Source organism: Faecalimonas canis (genome assembly GCF_054601575.1).
Map to the genome: position 1 here is coordinate 37,891 of NZ_BAAHSI010000005.1, position 15,443 is coordinate 53,333.

At 38.3% G+C, this 15,443-nt stretch carries 19 protein-coding genes; 2 read left to right on the forward strand and 17 right to left on the reverse strand.

Annotation, left to right across the window (positions count from 1 at the left end):
• Positions 1–93: 93 nt before the first annotated feature.
• From ACYPXO_RS01510 to ACYPXO_RS01535, 6 genes are all read right to left on the reverse strand, one after another.
• A complete protein-coding gene (locus ACYPXO_RS01510; protein ID WP_390428883.1) occupies positions 94–321 on the reverse strand; it encodes a DUF5348 domain-containing protein in 228 nt (75 codons plus the stop codon).
• 189 nt (positions 322–510) lie between these two features.
• On the reverse strand, positions 511–750 hold the full coding sequence (locus ACYPXO_RS01515) for a complexin-2 (RefSeq protein ID WP_390428885.1): 240 nt from the start codon (positions 748–750) through the stop codon (positions 511–513).
• Between the two features lie 67 nt (positions 751–817).
• Positions 818–1,840, reverse strand: a complete 1,023-nt coding sequence (locus ACYPXO_RS01520; protein WP_294411977.1) for an AAA family ATPase — start codon at positions 1,838–1,840, stop codon at positions 818–820.
• Positions 1,841–1,965: 125 nt separating this feature from the next.
• Entirely contained in the window at positions 1,966–2,286 is a 321-nt protein-coding gene (locus ACYPXO_RS01525) for a plasmid mobilization protein (protein ID WP_118600112.1), read from the reverse strand.
• Positions 2,276–3,388, reverse strand: coding sequence for a site-specific integrase (locus ACYPXO_RS01530; protein WP_459638951.1), 1,113 nt, complete (start codon positions 3,386–3,388; stop codon positions 2,276–2,278). The genes ACYPXO_RS01525 and ACYPXO_RS01530 overlap by 11 nt, the downstream gene beginning before the upstream one ends.
• Before the next feature lie 2 nt (positions 3,389–3,390).
• Positions 3,391–3,585 (reverse strand): hypothetical protein, encoded by a 195-nt coding sequence (locus tag ACYPXO_RS01535; RefSeq protein WP_005611072.1) that lies wholly within the window; start codon positions 3,583–3,585, stop codon positions 3,391–3,393.
• 183 nt (positions 3,586–3,768) lie between these two features.
• Between ACYPXO_RS01535 and ACYPXO_RS01540 the strand changes: the two genes are divergently transcribed.
• Complete coding sequence (locus tag ACYPXO_RS01540) at positions 3,769–4,218, forward strand: helix-turn-helix domain-containing protein (RefSeq protein ID WP_390428890.1); 450 nt, start codon at positions 3,769–3,771, stop codon at positions 4,216–4,218.
• Positions 4,219–4,654: 436 nt separating this feature from the next.
• On the opposite strand, the gene ACYPXO_RS01545 is transcribed toward ACYPXO_RS01540, so the two are convergent.
• The 7 genes from ACYPXO_RS01545 to ACYPXO_RS01575 form a co-directional block, all read right to left on the reverse strand.
• Complete coding sequence (locus ACYPXO_RS01545) at positions 4,655–5,176, reverse strand: GNAT family N-acetyltransferase (protein ID WP_120092907.1); 522 nt, start codon at positions 5,174–5,176, stop codon at positions 4,655–4,657.
• Positions 5,177–5,431: 255 nt separating this feature from the next.
• Positions 5,432–6,676, reverse strand: coding sequence for a plasmid recombination protein (locus tag ACYPXO_RS01550; protein ID WP_213048848.1), 1,245 nt, complete (start codon positions 6,674–6,676; stop codon positions 5,432–5,434).
• 258 nt (positions 6,677–6,934) lie between these two features.
• Positions 6,935–7,168, reverse strand: a complete 234-nt coding sequence (locus ACYPXO_RS01555) for a complexin-2 (RefSeq protein WP_213048847.1) — start codon at positions 7,166–7,168, stop codon at positions 6,935–6,937.
• Between the two features lie 72 nt (positions 7,169–7,240).
• Entirely contained in the window at positions 7,241–8,251 is a 1,011-nt protein-coding gene (locus ACYPXO_RS01560) for an AAA family ATPase (RefSeq protein WP_213048846.1), read from the reverse strand.
• Positions 8,252–8,384: 133 nt separating this feature from the next.
• Positions 8,385–8,747, reverse strand: coding sequence for a plasmid mobilization protein (locus ACYPXO_RS01565; protein WP_213048845.1), 363 nt, complete (start codon positions 8,745–8,747; stop codon positions 8,385–8,387).
• Entirely contained in the window at positions 8,740–9,825 is a 1,086-nt protein-coding gene (locus ACYPXO_RS01570) for a site-specific integrase (RefSeq protein WP_459638952.1), read from the reverse strand. Before ACYPXO_RS01570 ends, ACYPXO_RS01565 begins: the two co-directional genes overlap by 8 nt.
• 14 nt (positions 9,826–9,839) lie before the next feature.
• A complete protein-coding gene (locus tag ACYPXO_RS01575) occupies positions 9,840–10,028 on the reverse strand; it encodes a hypothetical protein (RefSeq protein WP_008976824.1) in 189 nt (62 codons plus the stop codon).
• A gap of 175 nt (positions 10,029–10,203) precedes the next feature.
• On the opposite strand from ACYPXO_RS01575, the gene ACYPXO_RS01580 reads away from it, so the two are divergent.
• Positions 10,204–10,635: a helix-turn-helix domain-containing protein gene (locus ACYPXO_RS01580; RefSeq protein WP_016439640.1), complete on the forward strand. Its 432-nt coding sequence runs from the start codon at positions 10,204–10,206 to the stop codon at positions 10,633–10,635.
• A gap of 338 nt (positions 10,636–10,973) precedes the next feature.
• Here the strand turns inward: ACYPXO_RS01580 and ACYPXO_RS01585 are convergent, their stop codons facing one another.
• From ACYPXO_RS01585 to ACYPXO_RS01600, 4 genes are all read right to left on the reverse strand, one after another.
• Complete coding sequence (locus tag ACYPXO_RS01585; RefSeq protein ID WP_009247521.1) at positions 10,974–11,471, reverse strand: nucleotidyltransferase domain-containing protein; 498 nt, start codon at positions 11,469–11,471, stop codon at positions 10,974–10,976.
• Between the two features lie 84 nt (positions 11,472–11,555).
• Positions 11,556–13,100, reverse strand: coding sequence for an ATP-binding cassette domain-containing protein (locus tag ACYPXO_RS01590; protein WP_009247522.1), 1,545 nt, complete (start codon positions 13,098–13,100; stop codon positions 11,556–11,558).
• Positions 13,101–13,553: 453 nt separating this feature from the next.
• The gene (locus ACYPXO_RS01595; RefSeq protein ID WP_009247523.1) at positions 13,554–13,931 is read right to left on the reverse strand and encodes a TnpV protein; all 378 of its coding nucleotides are present in this window, start codon (positions 13,929–13,931) and stop codon (positions 13,554–13,556) included.
• A gap of 26 nt (positions 13,932–13,957) precedes the next feature.
• The gene (locus tag ACYPXO_RS01600; RefSeq protein ID WP_459638983.1) at positions 13,958–15,097 is read right to left on the reverse strand and encodes a plasmid recombination protein; all 1,140 of its coding nucleotides are present in this window, start codon (positions 15,095–15,097) and stop codon (positions 13,958–13,960) included.
• Positions 15,098–15,443 lie beyond the last annotated feature (346 nt).

Below are 15,443 nucleotides of genomic sequence, written 5' to 3' on the forward strand. Positions count from 1 at the left end.
CAGCCGTTCCGTCCATCAAAAGTACCCTTGCGCCCTGCCGGGGGCTATTCCTCCCGTTGGTCGGTTCACTCCTGCGTTACTTGTATGGCTGACTTATCCAGGTATCCTTGCCAGGATATATTCCAGATCACCACAATACGGTGTTCCTACAAGATACCATTCTCTTGCAGGATTCATTTCCATCCTGGTCTGAACCCATTCATCATCAAGCAACACTTCCAAACATTCTCCACAGTGAAATCCCATATCAATCCATAAATCTGATGATAATAATCCATATCTTTTGTTATAACTGTTGTATCCTAATCTTCCTTCTCTCATGGTGTCATTCTCCCTTCCACTTATCGTTTTCCATAAGGACGCCTTGTTTCAGAGCCCCCTTTACAATTTTTCAACTAACAAATTGTCAATATATCCATAACGTTCCGTCTGCACCTTATCAGACCTCTCCTTGTCTGCTATCTACAGGTGCGTGACACGCTCCTGTAATAAGGCAATCAGAGAAAATCTTTACCATCGAAAGTTCTCTGGTATTCCCCGCCTGTCCAGATATTCCTGCCGGGATTTTTCCCGTTCTTCCTCTGTCGGTGCAGTTTTATATTTGCTGTATAATTCTCGGTTGACCATTGTATCCAACTTTCTTTCCAATCCCTGCCGAATTATTTCTTCGCTTTCATAGTTTTCCATCAAAAAATATTGCAAAAGTTGAAAGAACAACTCGTATGAGATCTGCACATTTCTGTTTTTCATCCTATCTCCTTTCAAGGTGGCAAGATGCCCTTTTCTTAAGATATGGTCACCTTGCCATCTTCCTTTTCTATTCAGGCAGCACCCAGTACCACTGATTTCCCCGTTTTACCGAATCTACTTCCAGTTCTGACTTCGCATTTCTCAGCGTTTTTCCTTTGATTCCACGCTTCGCAGCTTCTTCTAATATTTTCTTCTGTGACATACCACCATCTGCCAGTATCTCAAGCAGAAATTCTTTCGCTTTCCGGCTTTTCTGTCCCTTGCCATCTCCATTAAGCAACTCGTCTGCACTGATATCATATTCTCCAATCCACTCAAATCCATTATCCTTATCTAATCGAAAAGCAATAGATTTTCCTTCCGGTGCTAAAGAACTTTTCGTATGGCACACCACCCTCGTTTCTGGTTCTTCCTTGATTCTGCCAACAATCAGGACACTTCTTGCTGCTGCCTGAAAGTCAATGGAGCCAAGGCCACGGTAGGAAGATTTTCCGTTACTGTTTTTGTTCATATGTCCGATTAAGATAATCGCACAATGATATTTTTCTGCCAGCACTGCGATGCGCTTCATCAGCGGACGAATCTCATTTGCACGGTGCATATCAACTTCGGCTCCCAAGAATCCCTGAATTGGATCAAGTACAACCATTCTTGCTTTTGTCTGTATAATTGCCTCCTCCAGCCGGATATCTGCCATTGTCAATGGCTGGTCTGTATCATCAATGACCAGCACCTTGGAGCAGTCTGCACCTGCAGCAAGCAATCTGGGTTTTATGGTATCTCCCAAACCATCCTCTGCTGTCTGGTAAATCACATTTACAGGCACTTCTGCATTTTCTTTATCATCAGTTAATGAAACTGTCGGAAGAATTGCTTCTCCTCTAGTCAGTTTTGCAATGATCTGAAGTACCATTGTAGTCTTTCCTTCTCCCGGATCTCCTTGGATAATCGTTACTTTCCCATATGGGATAAATGGATAGAGCAGCCATTCAATCTGTTCAACTTCTACCCTATCCATGTTGATAAGCTTCAATTTCGGCTCCATTCTTTTCTGTACTGTTTTCTTTGCTTCTGTTACTTTGTTTTCCATCAGTTCCTCCATATTTTCCCGTTGAAAGAAAGAATGGATTTTGATAGAATACTCATAGAAACATTTTGGAAGAGTATTCTACCAAATCCCTGCCTTTAGGTGTTTGCCGACACTTAAAGGCATTTTTATTCATCTTTCATTCCATCCATCGTTACTGTAATCAACCGAATTACTTCCAGTAAATCTTCTGACACATTTTCTCCTTTTTTCAGACTCTTCAATTCATTCAGTACCTTTGCAAGTTCATTTTTCAATGCCTTGTACACTCTCGGATTCCCGGTTACTACAACCTCTTTTTCCTGTAATCTCCGGATAATATACTCTTGTTTCGTCAATCCTGATAAGCGAACTGCTGTTTCCAGAAGTTCATCTTCCTCTGGTGACATTCGGAACGCTACAACTTTATTTCTCCAACGTCCCTGTTGATCCAGGCATTTAGCTGACATTTGCAAGTCCTCCTCCCATTTCATTCGGTTCTTCCTTCATATTTTCCACATCTAATTGCTCTGCCATATCTAACTGTACCGATGGAAACAGGTGTGCATAACGGTAAGTGATCTTTTCTGCTGAATGACCAACTCTTTTTCCAATTGCCAGAGCTGTATATCCCATATTAATCAGTAAAGATACATGGCTGTGCCTAAGATCATGAACACGGATTTTCTTGACACCGCATGCTTTGCATCCCCTTTCCATCTCATGGTTCAGGTAATATTTTGTCACAGGAAAAATACGGTCATCAGTTTTTAAACTGTAATATAATTTCAGGCAATCCTGCATTTCATCACATAGAAACTGTGGCATCACAACTGTCCTGATACTGTTTTTCGTTTTCGGTGTCGTAATTACATCTTTTCCCTGTAACCGCTGATAGGACTTATTGATTCGCAGCGTTTTCTTTTTAAAATTAAAATCCGCCGGAGTCAAAGCCAGAAGTTCTCCCAAACGTATTCCGCACCAGTAGAGTAGCTGAAACGCATAATACGAAAGAGGCTTATCCATCATTTCTTCTGCAAAAAGTTTATATTCTTCTTTTGTCCAGAACAGCATTTCCTTTCCTTCCTCTGTTCCTAATGCTCCAGCTTTTCTCGCTGGGTTAGTACTGAGGTCATAATATTTCACTGCATGATTAAAAATGGTACTTAACTGTCCATGTATCGTTTTCAGATACGTTGGAGACAAAAGTTTTCCTGTCTTTGTTTTCAGTTTTCTCATCTGGTTATGCCAATCCATCACATCTTTTGCTGTGATTTCCGACACTTTACGCTGTCCCAGATAAGGCAGAATCTTTTTCTGGATAATATTTTCTTTGGTAAGCCAGGTACTCTGTTTCAGAGATGGTCTTACATCCTCTTCATACAAAGCACAGAAACTTTCCATTGTCATATCCAGACTTGCTTTTTTCTGCATCTTAAACTGTAATTCCCAGTCCGCTGCCTCTTTTCTCGTAGCAAATCCTCTTTTACATTTTTGCTTTCTTGCACCTGTCCAGTCCTGATAGCGGATCATTACATACCAAGTGCCATTGTTGTTCTTGTAAATTGCCATTCCTAATTCCTCCCATCATTTGATCTGGTTCCGTAGAACTGTTCGTAAAAATATTTACGGTCAACTTTTCCAGCGATTGTCTGACAGCCCATTGCCTGTAATTCTCTGTTGAGTCGCTTCATCAGCTTATAAGCATAGGATTCTGAGACTTCGAGGACTTCCATGACCTCTTTTACATTCATAAACATTTTACTCATTGTAAATCCCTCCTTTGTTTGTCACTATACATTTATGTATAGTTTGTATGATACTATACTTTTTTGTATTGGTCAAGTGCTTTCAGTGTTAAATTCTATACTTTTTTGTATGGTTTTTCTTGTCTGTACTATACAGATATGTTATACTCAACCTATCAAGAAAAAGACAGGAGATGTAAAACTATGGCAATAGGAGAAAGAATCCACCATTTCCGACTTCTGCGTGGATACACGCAGAAATATTTAGGGCAACAGCTCGGATTCAGCGAATCACAGGCTGATGTCCGTATTGCACAGTATGAAAAAGGTGCCCGCAGTCCAAAAGAAAACTATCTGAATGCACTGGCTGATATTTTTGAAATCTCTCCGCATGCACTGGCTGTCCCAGATATCGACAGCTATGTAGGGCTTATGCATACCTTATTTACATTAGAAGACCTTTACGGACTTCATATTGGTGAGATTGACGGAGAACTCTGCCTCCGGCTGGACAAATCCAAGGGAACCACCTACCTTTCTATGTTTGATATGTTCCATGCATGGCAGGAACAAGCTGAAAAGCTGAAATCCGGAGAAATCACTCAGGAAGAATATGATCAGTGGCGGTATAATTATCCGAAAAACTGCAAATAAAAACCAACGAAAAAAGGCCTTACCAAATTGATTTCACTCAATTCAGTAAGACCTTTTTGTTGGTTTCACACATATTACCTGATAACCACAAGATTCCGGATAAATAATGCCAAAATCTCTCGTGTTATCATTTTGTTATCAAATAGAACTTTATCTGCCCGGAAATGCCCTGTTTATAAGGGATTCCAGAAAATTTTTATTATTCAAACTCGTAAAGTTCTATTTGCATTGTAGTTCTTCTGCTTTGTTTTAGTCTTAAATCCGTTCGTTTTCGAACTGTTTTGTATGTATTTGCTGTGATTTCATCAAATTGTATTGTCATTTTATTGTCAGCAACTTATATCGTATATCTCAAAATTCATCTGATGCTCTTACATCATAGTGTTTAAATACTTTCAGATAGCACTCCAACGCCCCTACAACCTGAAATTTAAAGTTATAGCGTAATCCAATATCTTTGTATTAACTTACCCTCTTCTAAAACTTCATTTTCTAATATTCCGCCATTATTGATAATCGATTTAGCAGAACCAATGTTGTCTTTATCACAAACCAATAAAACTTTATCAATGCCAAGTCTCTTGCATTCTTCTAAAGCCAAGCCAATCATTTTGGTTGCATAGCCTTTTCTTCTTTCACTTGGTCTTATACCATCTCCAATATGACCACCATATTTTAATAAATATTCATTTAAATAATGTCTAATATTAACAGCGCCAACAATAATATTCCTGTCTTCATCTAAACAAAAGAAAGTAGAATCAGGAACAAATCCATCTTCAGTGGTTGATATTTCTAAATTATTCAAATAATATTCAAAATCATCATAATCATTTTTAAATATAGCCCATGGCGAAGTATTTGCGTTATGGGCGTCGTTATGCGATTTCCACTCTTTAATCATTTCTATAATTTGATTTTTGTATTGTAAACTGCCTTTAATTAATTTTAATGCCATGAATTTACCCCTTCCAAATTCAAAGTTTCGTTTTTCTTTTTATTATACCACACTACTTATTCAAAATCTATTTAAGCTTTTCTTATTTTTACATTACCCAAAAACCTATTCACCAAATTCCAAAAGATCCGCCAGAGCCGTCTCCTCTCCCTGCCTATATAAAACTATGCCCTTTGAGTTTCAACTCAAAAAAGCAACGTCTAGACCGTACTTTTGGAGCACCAATTGGCTTCTATCAATTCCTTTTATCTTCGTTTATCTAACATCTCTATCTATGTGTTTCTTATTGGCTTTTTGTTTTGCATTTACCTGTTCCAAACGCTTCGCCATCGCTATCGCATCATCAACCTTACTTTTTCCAAGCATATTTCTTGCTCTTTCCAGATCATATGCCACATTTAACAAAGCTAAATTCTCTTTCTTTATAATAGACACTTCATCTCGCAATCGATCTACACGATTTTCAAGATCCATATTTCGATCGGATAGCTTTCGATTTCTGTCTTTCAGCTCTAAATATTTGCTATATAATGACTGTATCATATTCGCAACTTTTTTCAGCAAAGGAAATATTCTCTTCCGATAAGATTTTGCTGACTCTAAAGTTCCAGCTTCAGGCAGCCATTCTTCCGGGTAATATCCATACTCACGTGCATGTGAGTCAACAAGTCCAGCTTTTGAATTTAGTGCAGAAAATCGTTTCTCTAAAACTTCTGTCTTTTTTATTACCGCATCTCTCTCTTTTTCTACCTGTTCTTTTTCCTTTTGGATCTCATCCACACATTCACTGATATCATGCAAATCATGTTCCAATAAATTCTTATGTTCCGTTAATTCTTCTACTTCCTGTTCTCGAACCTTTTTCTTGTAATCCAACACAGAAAGATGTTGTGCATGAGTTCCTTTTTGATCCCATTCTATCTCATTTTCCCTCATGACCATGGCTAATTTTTGCTTTTCCGATTGTACCCATTGATTTAGCTCCGTCTCACTTCTGGAGCCACCTTTAAATCCTAATGACGATAAGGCTTGTTTTAAAGATACTCTTGTATCAAGTCCTCGCTTACTTCCTGTAACATAGGGAATAAAATCAATATGTAGATGTGGTGTTGCTTCGTCTAAATGCAGATGAGCAGCAAATACTCGCAACGTAGGATTCCGTTCTTGAAATCCTTTCATGTATTCATCTAATATCTTTGCAGCAAGTTGTCCTTCCATCGTTTCTGATCCCATATTGTCTTTATCACCGATCTGAAGGATAACCTCATGAAATAATTTTTCTTGTTTCCCGGAACGTATCTTTTCGTAGTAATCATCTATCTTACGATCTTTTCGAGTCTGTTTATCATTGTAACGCTTCAAGGCTTCGTCAAATAATTCATGATATACGTCTTTGATATCTTCATTACAATATTCAACATTCCAATGAGTTCTGTTCGGATCCGTATTCTTTGCATGAAATTTTCTACTGTTATGCTTCAGGGAGCCTTTTCCTGTCATAAAACTAATCGTCCTCTTCAATAAATCTCCTTTCATTCATTTTAAAACGCCAGATATGGCGATCATGTTTTGTTACTTTTGTCAAAAGTAACGCAAAAGCACTTTCGACAGCCTAACGTCCATCAAAAGTACCCTTGCGCCCTGCCGGGAGCTTCCAAATCAGCCAGTACCGTATCGGCTACACCCTACAGCAATTATCCTTGTTTGGTATTATACAGGTGCGTGCCACGCTCCTGTTCTATATTTTCCAAACAAACATCACCATCGATAACCGGCTGACACTCCACGTTTATCCAAATAATCCTGTCGTGCTTTCTCCTGCTCTTCCTCAGAAGGAGCCGTCTTATACTTCGTATAAAGTTCATGTCTGACTAATGCATCCAATTTGTCTTCCAAGCCATTTCGAATATCTTCTTCATACTGATCATCTGAACCCAGATGATAAAAGATCAATTTTCGAAACAGTTCATAATCAATCTGTACTTTTTTCATCGCTTCACTCCTTTTTATTCAAGGTGGCAAGATTCCCTATTCTTTAAGATATGGTAATCTTGCCATCTTCCTTTACTCGTCTTGTAACATCCAAAACCATTTATTCCCTATCTTCACGGAATCAATCTGCAGCTCTTTCTTCGCATTCCAAAGTGTTTTCTTTTTAATTCCTCGTTCTTCTGCTTCTTCCGCTATTTTTGCCTGTTCCATTGATCCATTCTCTAAGATCTCTTTTAAAAATTCTTTCGCACTTCGGATCTTTTGCCCTCGTCCATCACCAGACAATAAGTCCTCTGCACTGATGTCATATTTTCCAATCCAATGGAATCCTTTTTCTTTGTCTAATCGAAAGGCGATAGCATCTCCTTCCGGAGCAAGAGAACTCTTTACATGACAGATCACCCGGATTTCCGGTTCATCTTTCACTCTTCCAACAATCAATACGCTTCTTGCTGCCGCTTGAAAGTCAATAGAACCCAATCCACGATAGGATGATTTTCCATTACTATTCTTATTCATATGACCGATCAGAATAATGGCACATTGATATTTCTCTGCTAATACAGAGATTCTTTTCATCAATGGGCGAATCTCATTTGCCCTATGCATATCAACACCAGCCCCTAGAAAGCCTTGAATTGGATCTAATACTACAAGTCTTGCTTTTGTCTGTATAATCGCTTCTTCCAGCCTTGCATCTACCATTGTTAATGGCTGATCCTGATCATCAATTACCAAGACTCTGGAACAATCTGCCCCTGCCGCTAACAATCTTGGTTTGATCGTATCGCCCAATCCATCTTCAGCTGTTTGATAAATCACATTGATTGGCTCTACCCCTGTCTCTTCGGATTTTCCTTCGCTTGTTTCACTTAATATTGCTTCTCCTTTTGTTAACTTTGCAATGATCTGCAACACCACGGTGGTCTTCCCCTCTCCAGGATCTCCTTGAATAATGGTGACCTTCCCGTATGGTATGAAGGGATAAAAGAGCCATTTGATTTCTTCCACTTCAACCTGATCCATGTGGATCAATTTCAGGCATGGTTCTGCCTTTTTTACTTCTCTATAATTCTCTTCCATTTCCACCTCCTGCCCAACCGGGCAAGTCCCTGGCAAACAGAATTTAACAATTGTTGCAACAACAATTTTGTGATATACTCAAGTTGTTAAGGTGATATATCAGTTATTCTGATGATCAGGGAACTTGCTCAGATTATTTCTGGGCTTTTTCTTTTTTCCTTTTTTCATAGTTTCTTTCTTCTGCAAATGCATTTAATATCTCCAACATTGTTCGAATAGGTGTAAACAACTCTTCATCGGCATCCTCTAATGTAGTTAACCTTTTTAGTTCCTCTTCAATCCCTCGAAGCTGTTTTCTAAACTGTACTAACATCAACGGATTTCCTACTGCTGTGACTTTTTGATGTAAAACGCTTTCAATGATATATTCTTGTCTCGTCTGGTATCCACAAAGTTTTACTCTTAAATCTAGCTCTTCATTTTCTTCTGGAGACATTCGAAACGCTATGGTTACATTACGCCACCGGTTCTTGCTGTCCATATTTTTTTCACTCATCCAGATATTCCTCTCTTTCCTGATTTAGATTTTCCGCCATCTCTGTTTGAATTGTCGGGAACAAATGTGCATATCGATATGTGATTTCCACACTTTCATGCCCTACCCTTTCTCCAATTGCCACCGCAGAATATCCCATATTGATCAATAATGACACATGGGAATGTCTCAGATCATGGATACGAATTCTCTTCACGCCTGATAACTTCACTCCCCGATCCATTTCGTGATGAAGATAACTTTTTGAAATTTGAAAAATCCTGTCATTTTCATCCAATCCATACAGCATACTTAAGTACGATTCTAATTCCTCACTTAAAAACTCCGGCATGGTAATCATGCGATTACTCTTTGCAGTCTTAGGATCCGTAATAATATCCTTCCCCCCTAATCTTTGATAAGATTTATTGATCCGGATCGTACACGCCTGAAAATCAAAATCTGCCGGTGTCAGCGCTAACAACTCTCCCATACGCACTCCACACCAATATAAGATTTCAAATGCATAAAAGGAAATTGGCTTATCCGCCACCGCTTCAATGAACTTCATATACTCTTCTTTTGTCCAGAAAAGCATTTCTTTTGTTCTTTCTTTTCCCATAGATCCTGCCTTACGTGCAGGATTGCTCTTCAAATCATAGAAATTAACCGCATGATTCAAAATCGCACTCAGCTGATTATGGATGGTCTTTAGGTAGACCTGCGAATAGCCTTCTCCTTGTTTATTCCGATAGTTCATCATGGTGTTCTGCCACTGTCGAATATCGGAAGGTTTTATTTCCTGCAACTTCTTTTTCGAAAAATATGGGAGAATCTTTTTTTCTACAATATGCTTTTTCGTCAGCCATGTATTATATTTGATTCTAGATTTGATATCATTCAGATAAAGATCCACAAAATCTTCAAAATACATATCCAGACTCAAATTCTCCTTTAATTTAAACGCTCTTTCCCATTCCTGGGCATCACATTTGCGTTTAAATCCCCTTTTCGTCTTCTGCTTTCTTACGCCGGTCCAGTCCTTATAATAGGTTCTTACCTCGTAAGTATTTGACTTTTGGTTTTTAATTACTGTCAAAACATCACCTCCTACTATTCCATTTCATTCATACCGTAAACTCGTTCTTCAAAATATTTACGGCTGATTTTTCCTTTGACAACAACGAAACCTTTTTGCTCCAATTCAGTATTTAACTGACGGATCAAACGATACGCATAGGAATCAGATACTTCTAATTCTTTTGCTACTTCTTTTGCTGATATAAATAATTTACTAGCCATCTATATCCCTCCTTTCTTTTTCAGTTCATTATCGAACGGTGTATATGCATCATAACATTTCATTTCCGTACTGTCAATAGAATAATTTCAAAAATGAACGGTTTATTTTTATATTTCATTTTTGAACTGTTTATGCTATACTTTTAAGTAACAATCAGCAAAGGAGTGTTTTCTTATGACAGTAGGTGAGAAAATAAGAAAATTCCGGATCGATCAAGGATATACACAGAAAGAATTGGCAATCATGTCCGGATTGAGCGAATCGGCAATTAGAAATTATGAACTTGGGAATCGTTTTCCATCATCAGAACAATTGGAAAAAATAGCAAACTCATTAAAGATCAGTCCATACGCCATGTCTGATCCAAACTTTGATACTTATGTTAGTGTCATGCACGCATTATTTGCTTTAGAGGATCAATATGGTCTGCACGCCTACCGAGATGAGTCCGGCGTACCACAACTCATGTTTAAAGACAAAGGACATGATTCTTTAAATATGCTGGATCATATTGGAACATGGGCTGATATGTACCAGAAATTCAGAAATGAAGAGATTACAGAAAAAGAGTATTTAGACTGGAAGAGTCAATTCCCAGCTAAATAAGAAGAAATTATTTACAATAATATTAAAAAAGTATTGTCATTTGATTGTCAACGGACATAGAAAGAGCCAAGAAAGCCCGTAAAATAGGCATTTCTTGGCTCTAATATATTATTCAAACTCTACAAAGACTAACGCTTTTTGTTTAGGAATTATTCTCTGTAATGTTTCTCGTTCTTTTGATTATTTGATATATCCATATTATCCTGCCTATACGAGCTAATGTTATCATTTTGTTATCGGCATTGATAACACCTACTCGATAACTGTGGATAATAACTATATGTAGCATGTCAAATTATAAGCTATTTTGCTTAGAGATTCAACACAAAACTGAAATTTTACTTTTCCTTATATTCATCTGGTATTGCTATTTGAAATGTTTCACACAACAGCATCACATCATGCACATCATTTTTATCGTGTTCATATCCCAAATGAAGCATTACCTGACTCAATGGTTCAATACAAGAAACAGTTATATCTCCAACTTTTCCAATACCGGAAAAAGTTTTTGATGGAAATATATCTCCCTCATAAACAATTCCGTCATCTGTAAATTCAAAACAATGTAAATCAATGATTCTTTGTTTATCATCTTTCCAGACAGTATGACCATCCGTTGTATAATCAGTATTTACTTCCTCAAATCCATGCTGCTTAATCACATAAATATAATCATGATAATGTTTCAGTTCAACAAACAAATCAATATCATTGTGTATTCTTGATTCTCTTTTAAGAAGTGCATCAACACCCCATCCGCCATCTAAATATACTTTAATTTCGTTTTGCAAAGCATATTTTATAATTTCACATGCATCTTCTGTACGTACCATAATCTATCCTCCAAATTCAAATCTTTGTATGCTTTCCAACTCACTAAAAGCCTGAAATTTGTCAGTCTTTCATCCTTTTTGTTATCAATCACCAATTAGCTGTAATCCATTAGGATTTAGCTGATATATTTTATCGCACACCTCTTCAATATACTTTCTATCGTGAGAAATGCTAATGACAGCCCCCGGAAATTCTCGGAGCATTTTTCTTATTACCGGACCGGACAATGGTGAAAAATTTCTTGTCGGTTCATCCAGAATAAGAACATTTGCACCACTTAAGCTCATCCTCAAGAGAAGCACTTTCGCCTTTTGTCCGCCTGATAACTCCCGAATCGGATGCTCCATTTCATCTGGTGTGTATTTAAGTGAACCAAGGTATGTTCTAATTCTTGTACGCTCTTCTTTATCTCCTGTTTTATCAAGGTAATCAACCGGTGTAACATCCAAATCCAGCAGGTCTTCATAAGTTTGAGGCATATATTCTGCTTTAATGTCATTCCGATTTAGGAGTTCTTCCGCTATCTTTTTTAGAAGAGTCGTTTTTCCTGCCCCGTTGGCTCCTATCATACAGATTTTTTCTGAACCTTTTATTTTTAAATGAATTCCTTCTGCTAAAATTCTTTTGCCATCCGGAGTCACAAGCTTTGAAAGTTCATATTCTATGACCGTTTTTCCTGCGGGAATGTGTGAGTTTTCATCCCCTAATTTGACAAAGATTGCTTCTTCCTGTTCCGGCATCTGAGTCATATTTTCATCTTCTTTTTCAAATCTTCGTTCCATTGCCTTAACCGTATGCATTTTGTCCTTTAAGTTTTTGGCAACAGACGGTGCTTGTCTGGTACAACTTCTTAATGCACCTTGTACACTCTGCATAACTCTTTGATATTTTTCATCGCGAATCTTTTTCTCCCTACGGTCACTCAGTGCCCGCTGTTTTTGGATTTCAAATTTATGAAGCCGTTCTTCCACATAGCGTCTATAGGGAAGCTTTGCCACGGTATATCTCGCCTTTGTTTTTCGTATAATCTGCTCGATATGTATCACCATGTTGGCAGTACGCTCTATCAGCGTTTCATCGTGTGAAATAAAAAGCACAATGTGCTTCCAGTCATTTATGATTTTTTCCAGTAATGTAAGCGTCGCAATGTCGATGTCATTGGAAGGTTCGTCCAACAACAGCACAGAAACATCGCGAATGAAAAGCCTCATAAGTTGTGTCTTGACTTTTTCGCCTCCTGAAAGACTACCCATTGTCTGGTTACTGTAGAAAAAATCATTTTTCATTCCAAATTTTCCCGCAATAACAGACAATTCTTTAGGCGTTTTCTCCCAGAATATTTCCTCTTCAGAAAAATATTCGTATATTGTTTTTTCCTTATCTTCATCGAGCATCTCCTGCGGAAGATAACCAAGACGTTCGTGTCCCATTATCCTTTCCCCATCTGCTTCTATATAGTTTTCTACAAGCGACGGATTGTATATCCACTTCATTAATGTCGATTTCCCATTTCCCTCTTCTCCAATAATAACTGCCTTATCTCCATCATTTAGCACAAGGTTGAAATCATTAAGAATTATTCTCAGGTCTTTTTTATGTGTTAAATTTAATTTTTTTATCTGCAACATTAAAGTTTCTCCTTTTCGAAGTCTGAGCCAATTATTATTTTGAACACACAAAAACGAGTCTTTTTTGCATACGCAAAAATAGACTCGCTAAATAGACCCTTATTTCTTTTCCAAAAGGAAAACAAAGGAAATGCCTCTTGCGATAATCCAACTTAAGCGTACACAAAACAAACCTATTCTCTACAGGCTCAATAACTATATGTGTCTTACTTAAATCAAATTATCTATTAATCATTTCCTCACCTTACACAAAATGTGCCTTTCTTTCTTCTAATGGCAATACTATCATACTGTATTTTTTGTGTCAATACATTTCACCTTATGGAAGTGCAAATTAAAATTTTCACTTCCTAATTATACATCCAACCATTACGAAATTCAATCTTTCACAACCTCTTTACAACCACAACCACAGCACTCCAGCAAACGCAGGAGCACCATACCGTAAAACGCTTATGTGTAAATCAACTCCGTTCCTACAACTTCCCTCACACAAGCCTGAATATTATTCATTCTTCCAATCCATTCGTAGGGATTATCTTTCTTTAATTGTTCCGTCACATCTTGTCTGTCGGCATATTCCTTTACCAGTCGAAGAAACATATCCTCTGCTTGCTTATCGACTTCTGCAAGATAACTATGCAGCTTTCCGCTTGTCAGCAGGTTCATATATAACACTTTATAGTGTTCCTTTAAATGCCTTGCATGTCGTTTCCCCCATAAACCAATCGGCTCTATTTCTTCTTCGGCTGGTACTGTGATGTTCGGCAATAAATAATCACCCACCTGTCTATAAGTTCCGCCCATTTCTTCAAAAATTGTCTTTGTCATTTTCCTTTTCCTCCTGTGATTTTTGTCTATCGTGATCGTGTATTATCACGCTTGCGACCTTTAACTGTTCTTGCCTGCTCCAACAAATCATCTATCTGTTTGCGACCAAAAACCTTACGGAGCAGGCTGTAATCTTTATTTTCTGCTTTTAGGATTTTGTTTTCTTCGGTCAATCTTTCATTGACTTTCTCCAAACACTGATTGGTGCGGTATAACTGTGCATTCGCTGTATTCAGCCTATGATAGTTGTCCCACCCCTCAAAGCAGCGGGCAAGCACCGTTTTGACAAGTTGCTTCAATTTCCTTACAACCGGCTCTGCCATTTTGGTTTTATATGCCTTTGCAGTCATAAATTTCTCTGGTTCTGGCAACTGATATTTCGGTGCAGTATCAAGCTCTATTTCAAGATTTGACAGCTCGTCTTTTGCCTTATCATAGTTCAATACTCGTTCCGACAACACATCAAATTCAATCTGTTTCTGCTCGATTTTCGCACCTAATGCCGCCACTTCTTTTTCTCTTTCCTGCTTTTTATAATCCAAAACAGAAAGATGTTTTTCGTGTGTGCCTAAATGTTCCCACTCAATCCCATAACGTTCCATCACCGCCGCAAGCTGTTCTTTTTCGGACTGTATCCATTGCGACCACTCCGTATCGCCACGACTGCCGCCCTTAAAACCTTGCGTTGCAAGAGCCTGCTTTAGTGACACTCTTGTATCAAGTCCACGCTTGCTGCCTGTGGTAAAAGGTACAAAATCTATGTGCAGATGTGGTGTAGCTTCATCCATATGCAGATGAGCCGAGAACACCCGAAGCTGTGGATTTCGCTCCTGAAAACCCTGATAGTATTCATCTAAAATCTGCTTTGCCAGTTCTCCGTTTTCCGTATCGGCGTTCATATTTCCCTTACCGCCCACCTGTAAAATGATTTCGTGGAACGGTTTTTCCTGCTTGGAACTTCGGATTTTTTCATAATAATCTTTTATCTTTCGGTCTGACCTTATCTGCTTGGCATTGTATCTTTCCAATGCTTCATCAAACAATTCGTGATAAACTGTCTTTATATTTTCATTGCAGTAGTCGATATTGAGATGAGTACGAGTTCCGTCTACATTTTCTGCTCGGAACTTTCGGCTATTGTGATTGACCGAGCCTTTACCGACCATTGCACTTATCGTTCTCTGCATTTTTTCATCTCCCATCTGTAAATTTCAACATTCTCAGGTTTTGTTACTTTTGTCAAAAGTAACGCAAAAGCACTTTTGACGGGTACACCCATCAAAAATGCGACCTGTAAACAGGTTTTGCGTTCTCCGAAGGCTCTCCGAGGGGTGAGCGTGTGCCGGTGGCACACACGCCTGCGAACCGACCGAGCCAGCAGGCGAGACCAAAGAGCCGCCTTTGAAAAGGCACTCTCTGCACACTCCCCTAAACTTTATCCGGTGTCAAAGTGTGACGATGGTGACAATGTTTTTCACAGCGTGCTGCTCTCAAAAACATTGACACCTTTGA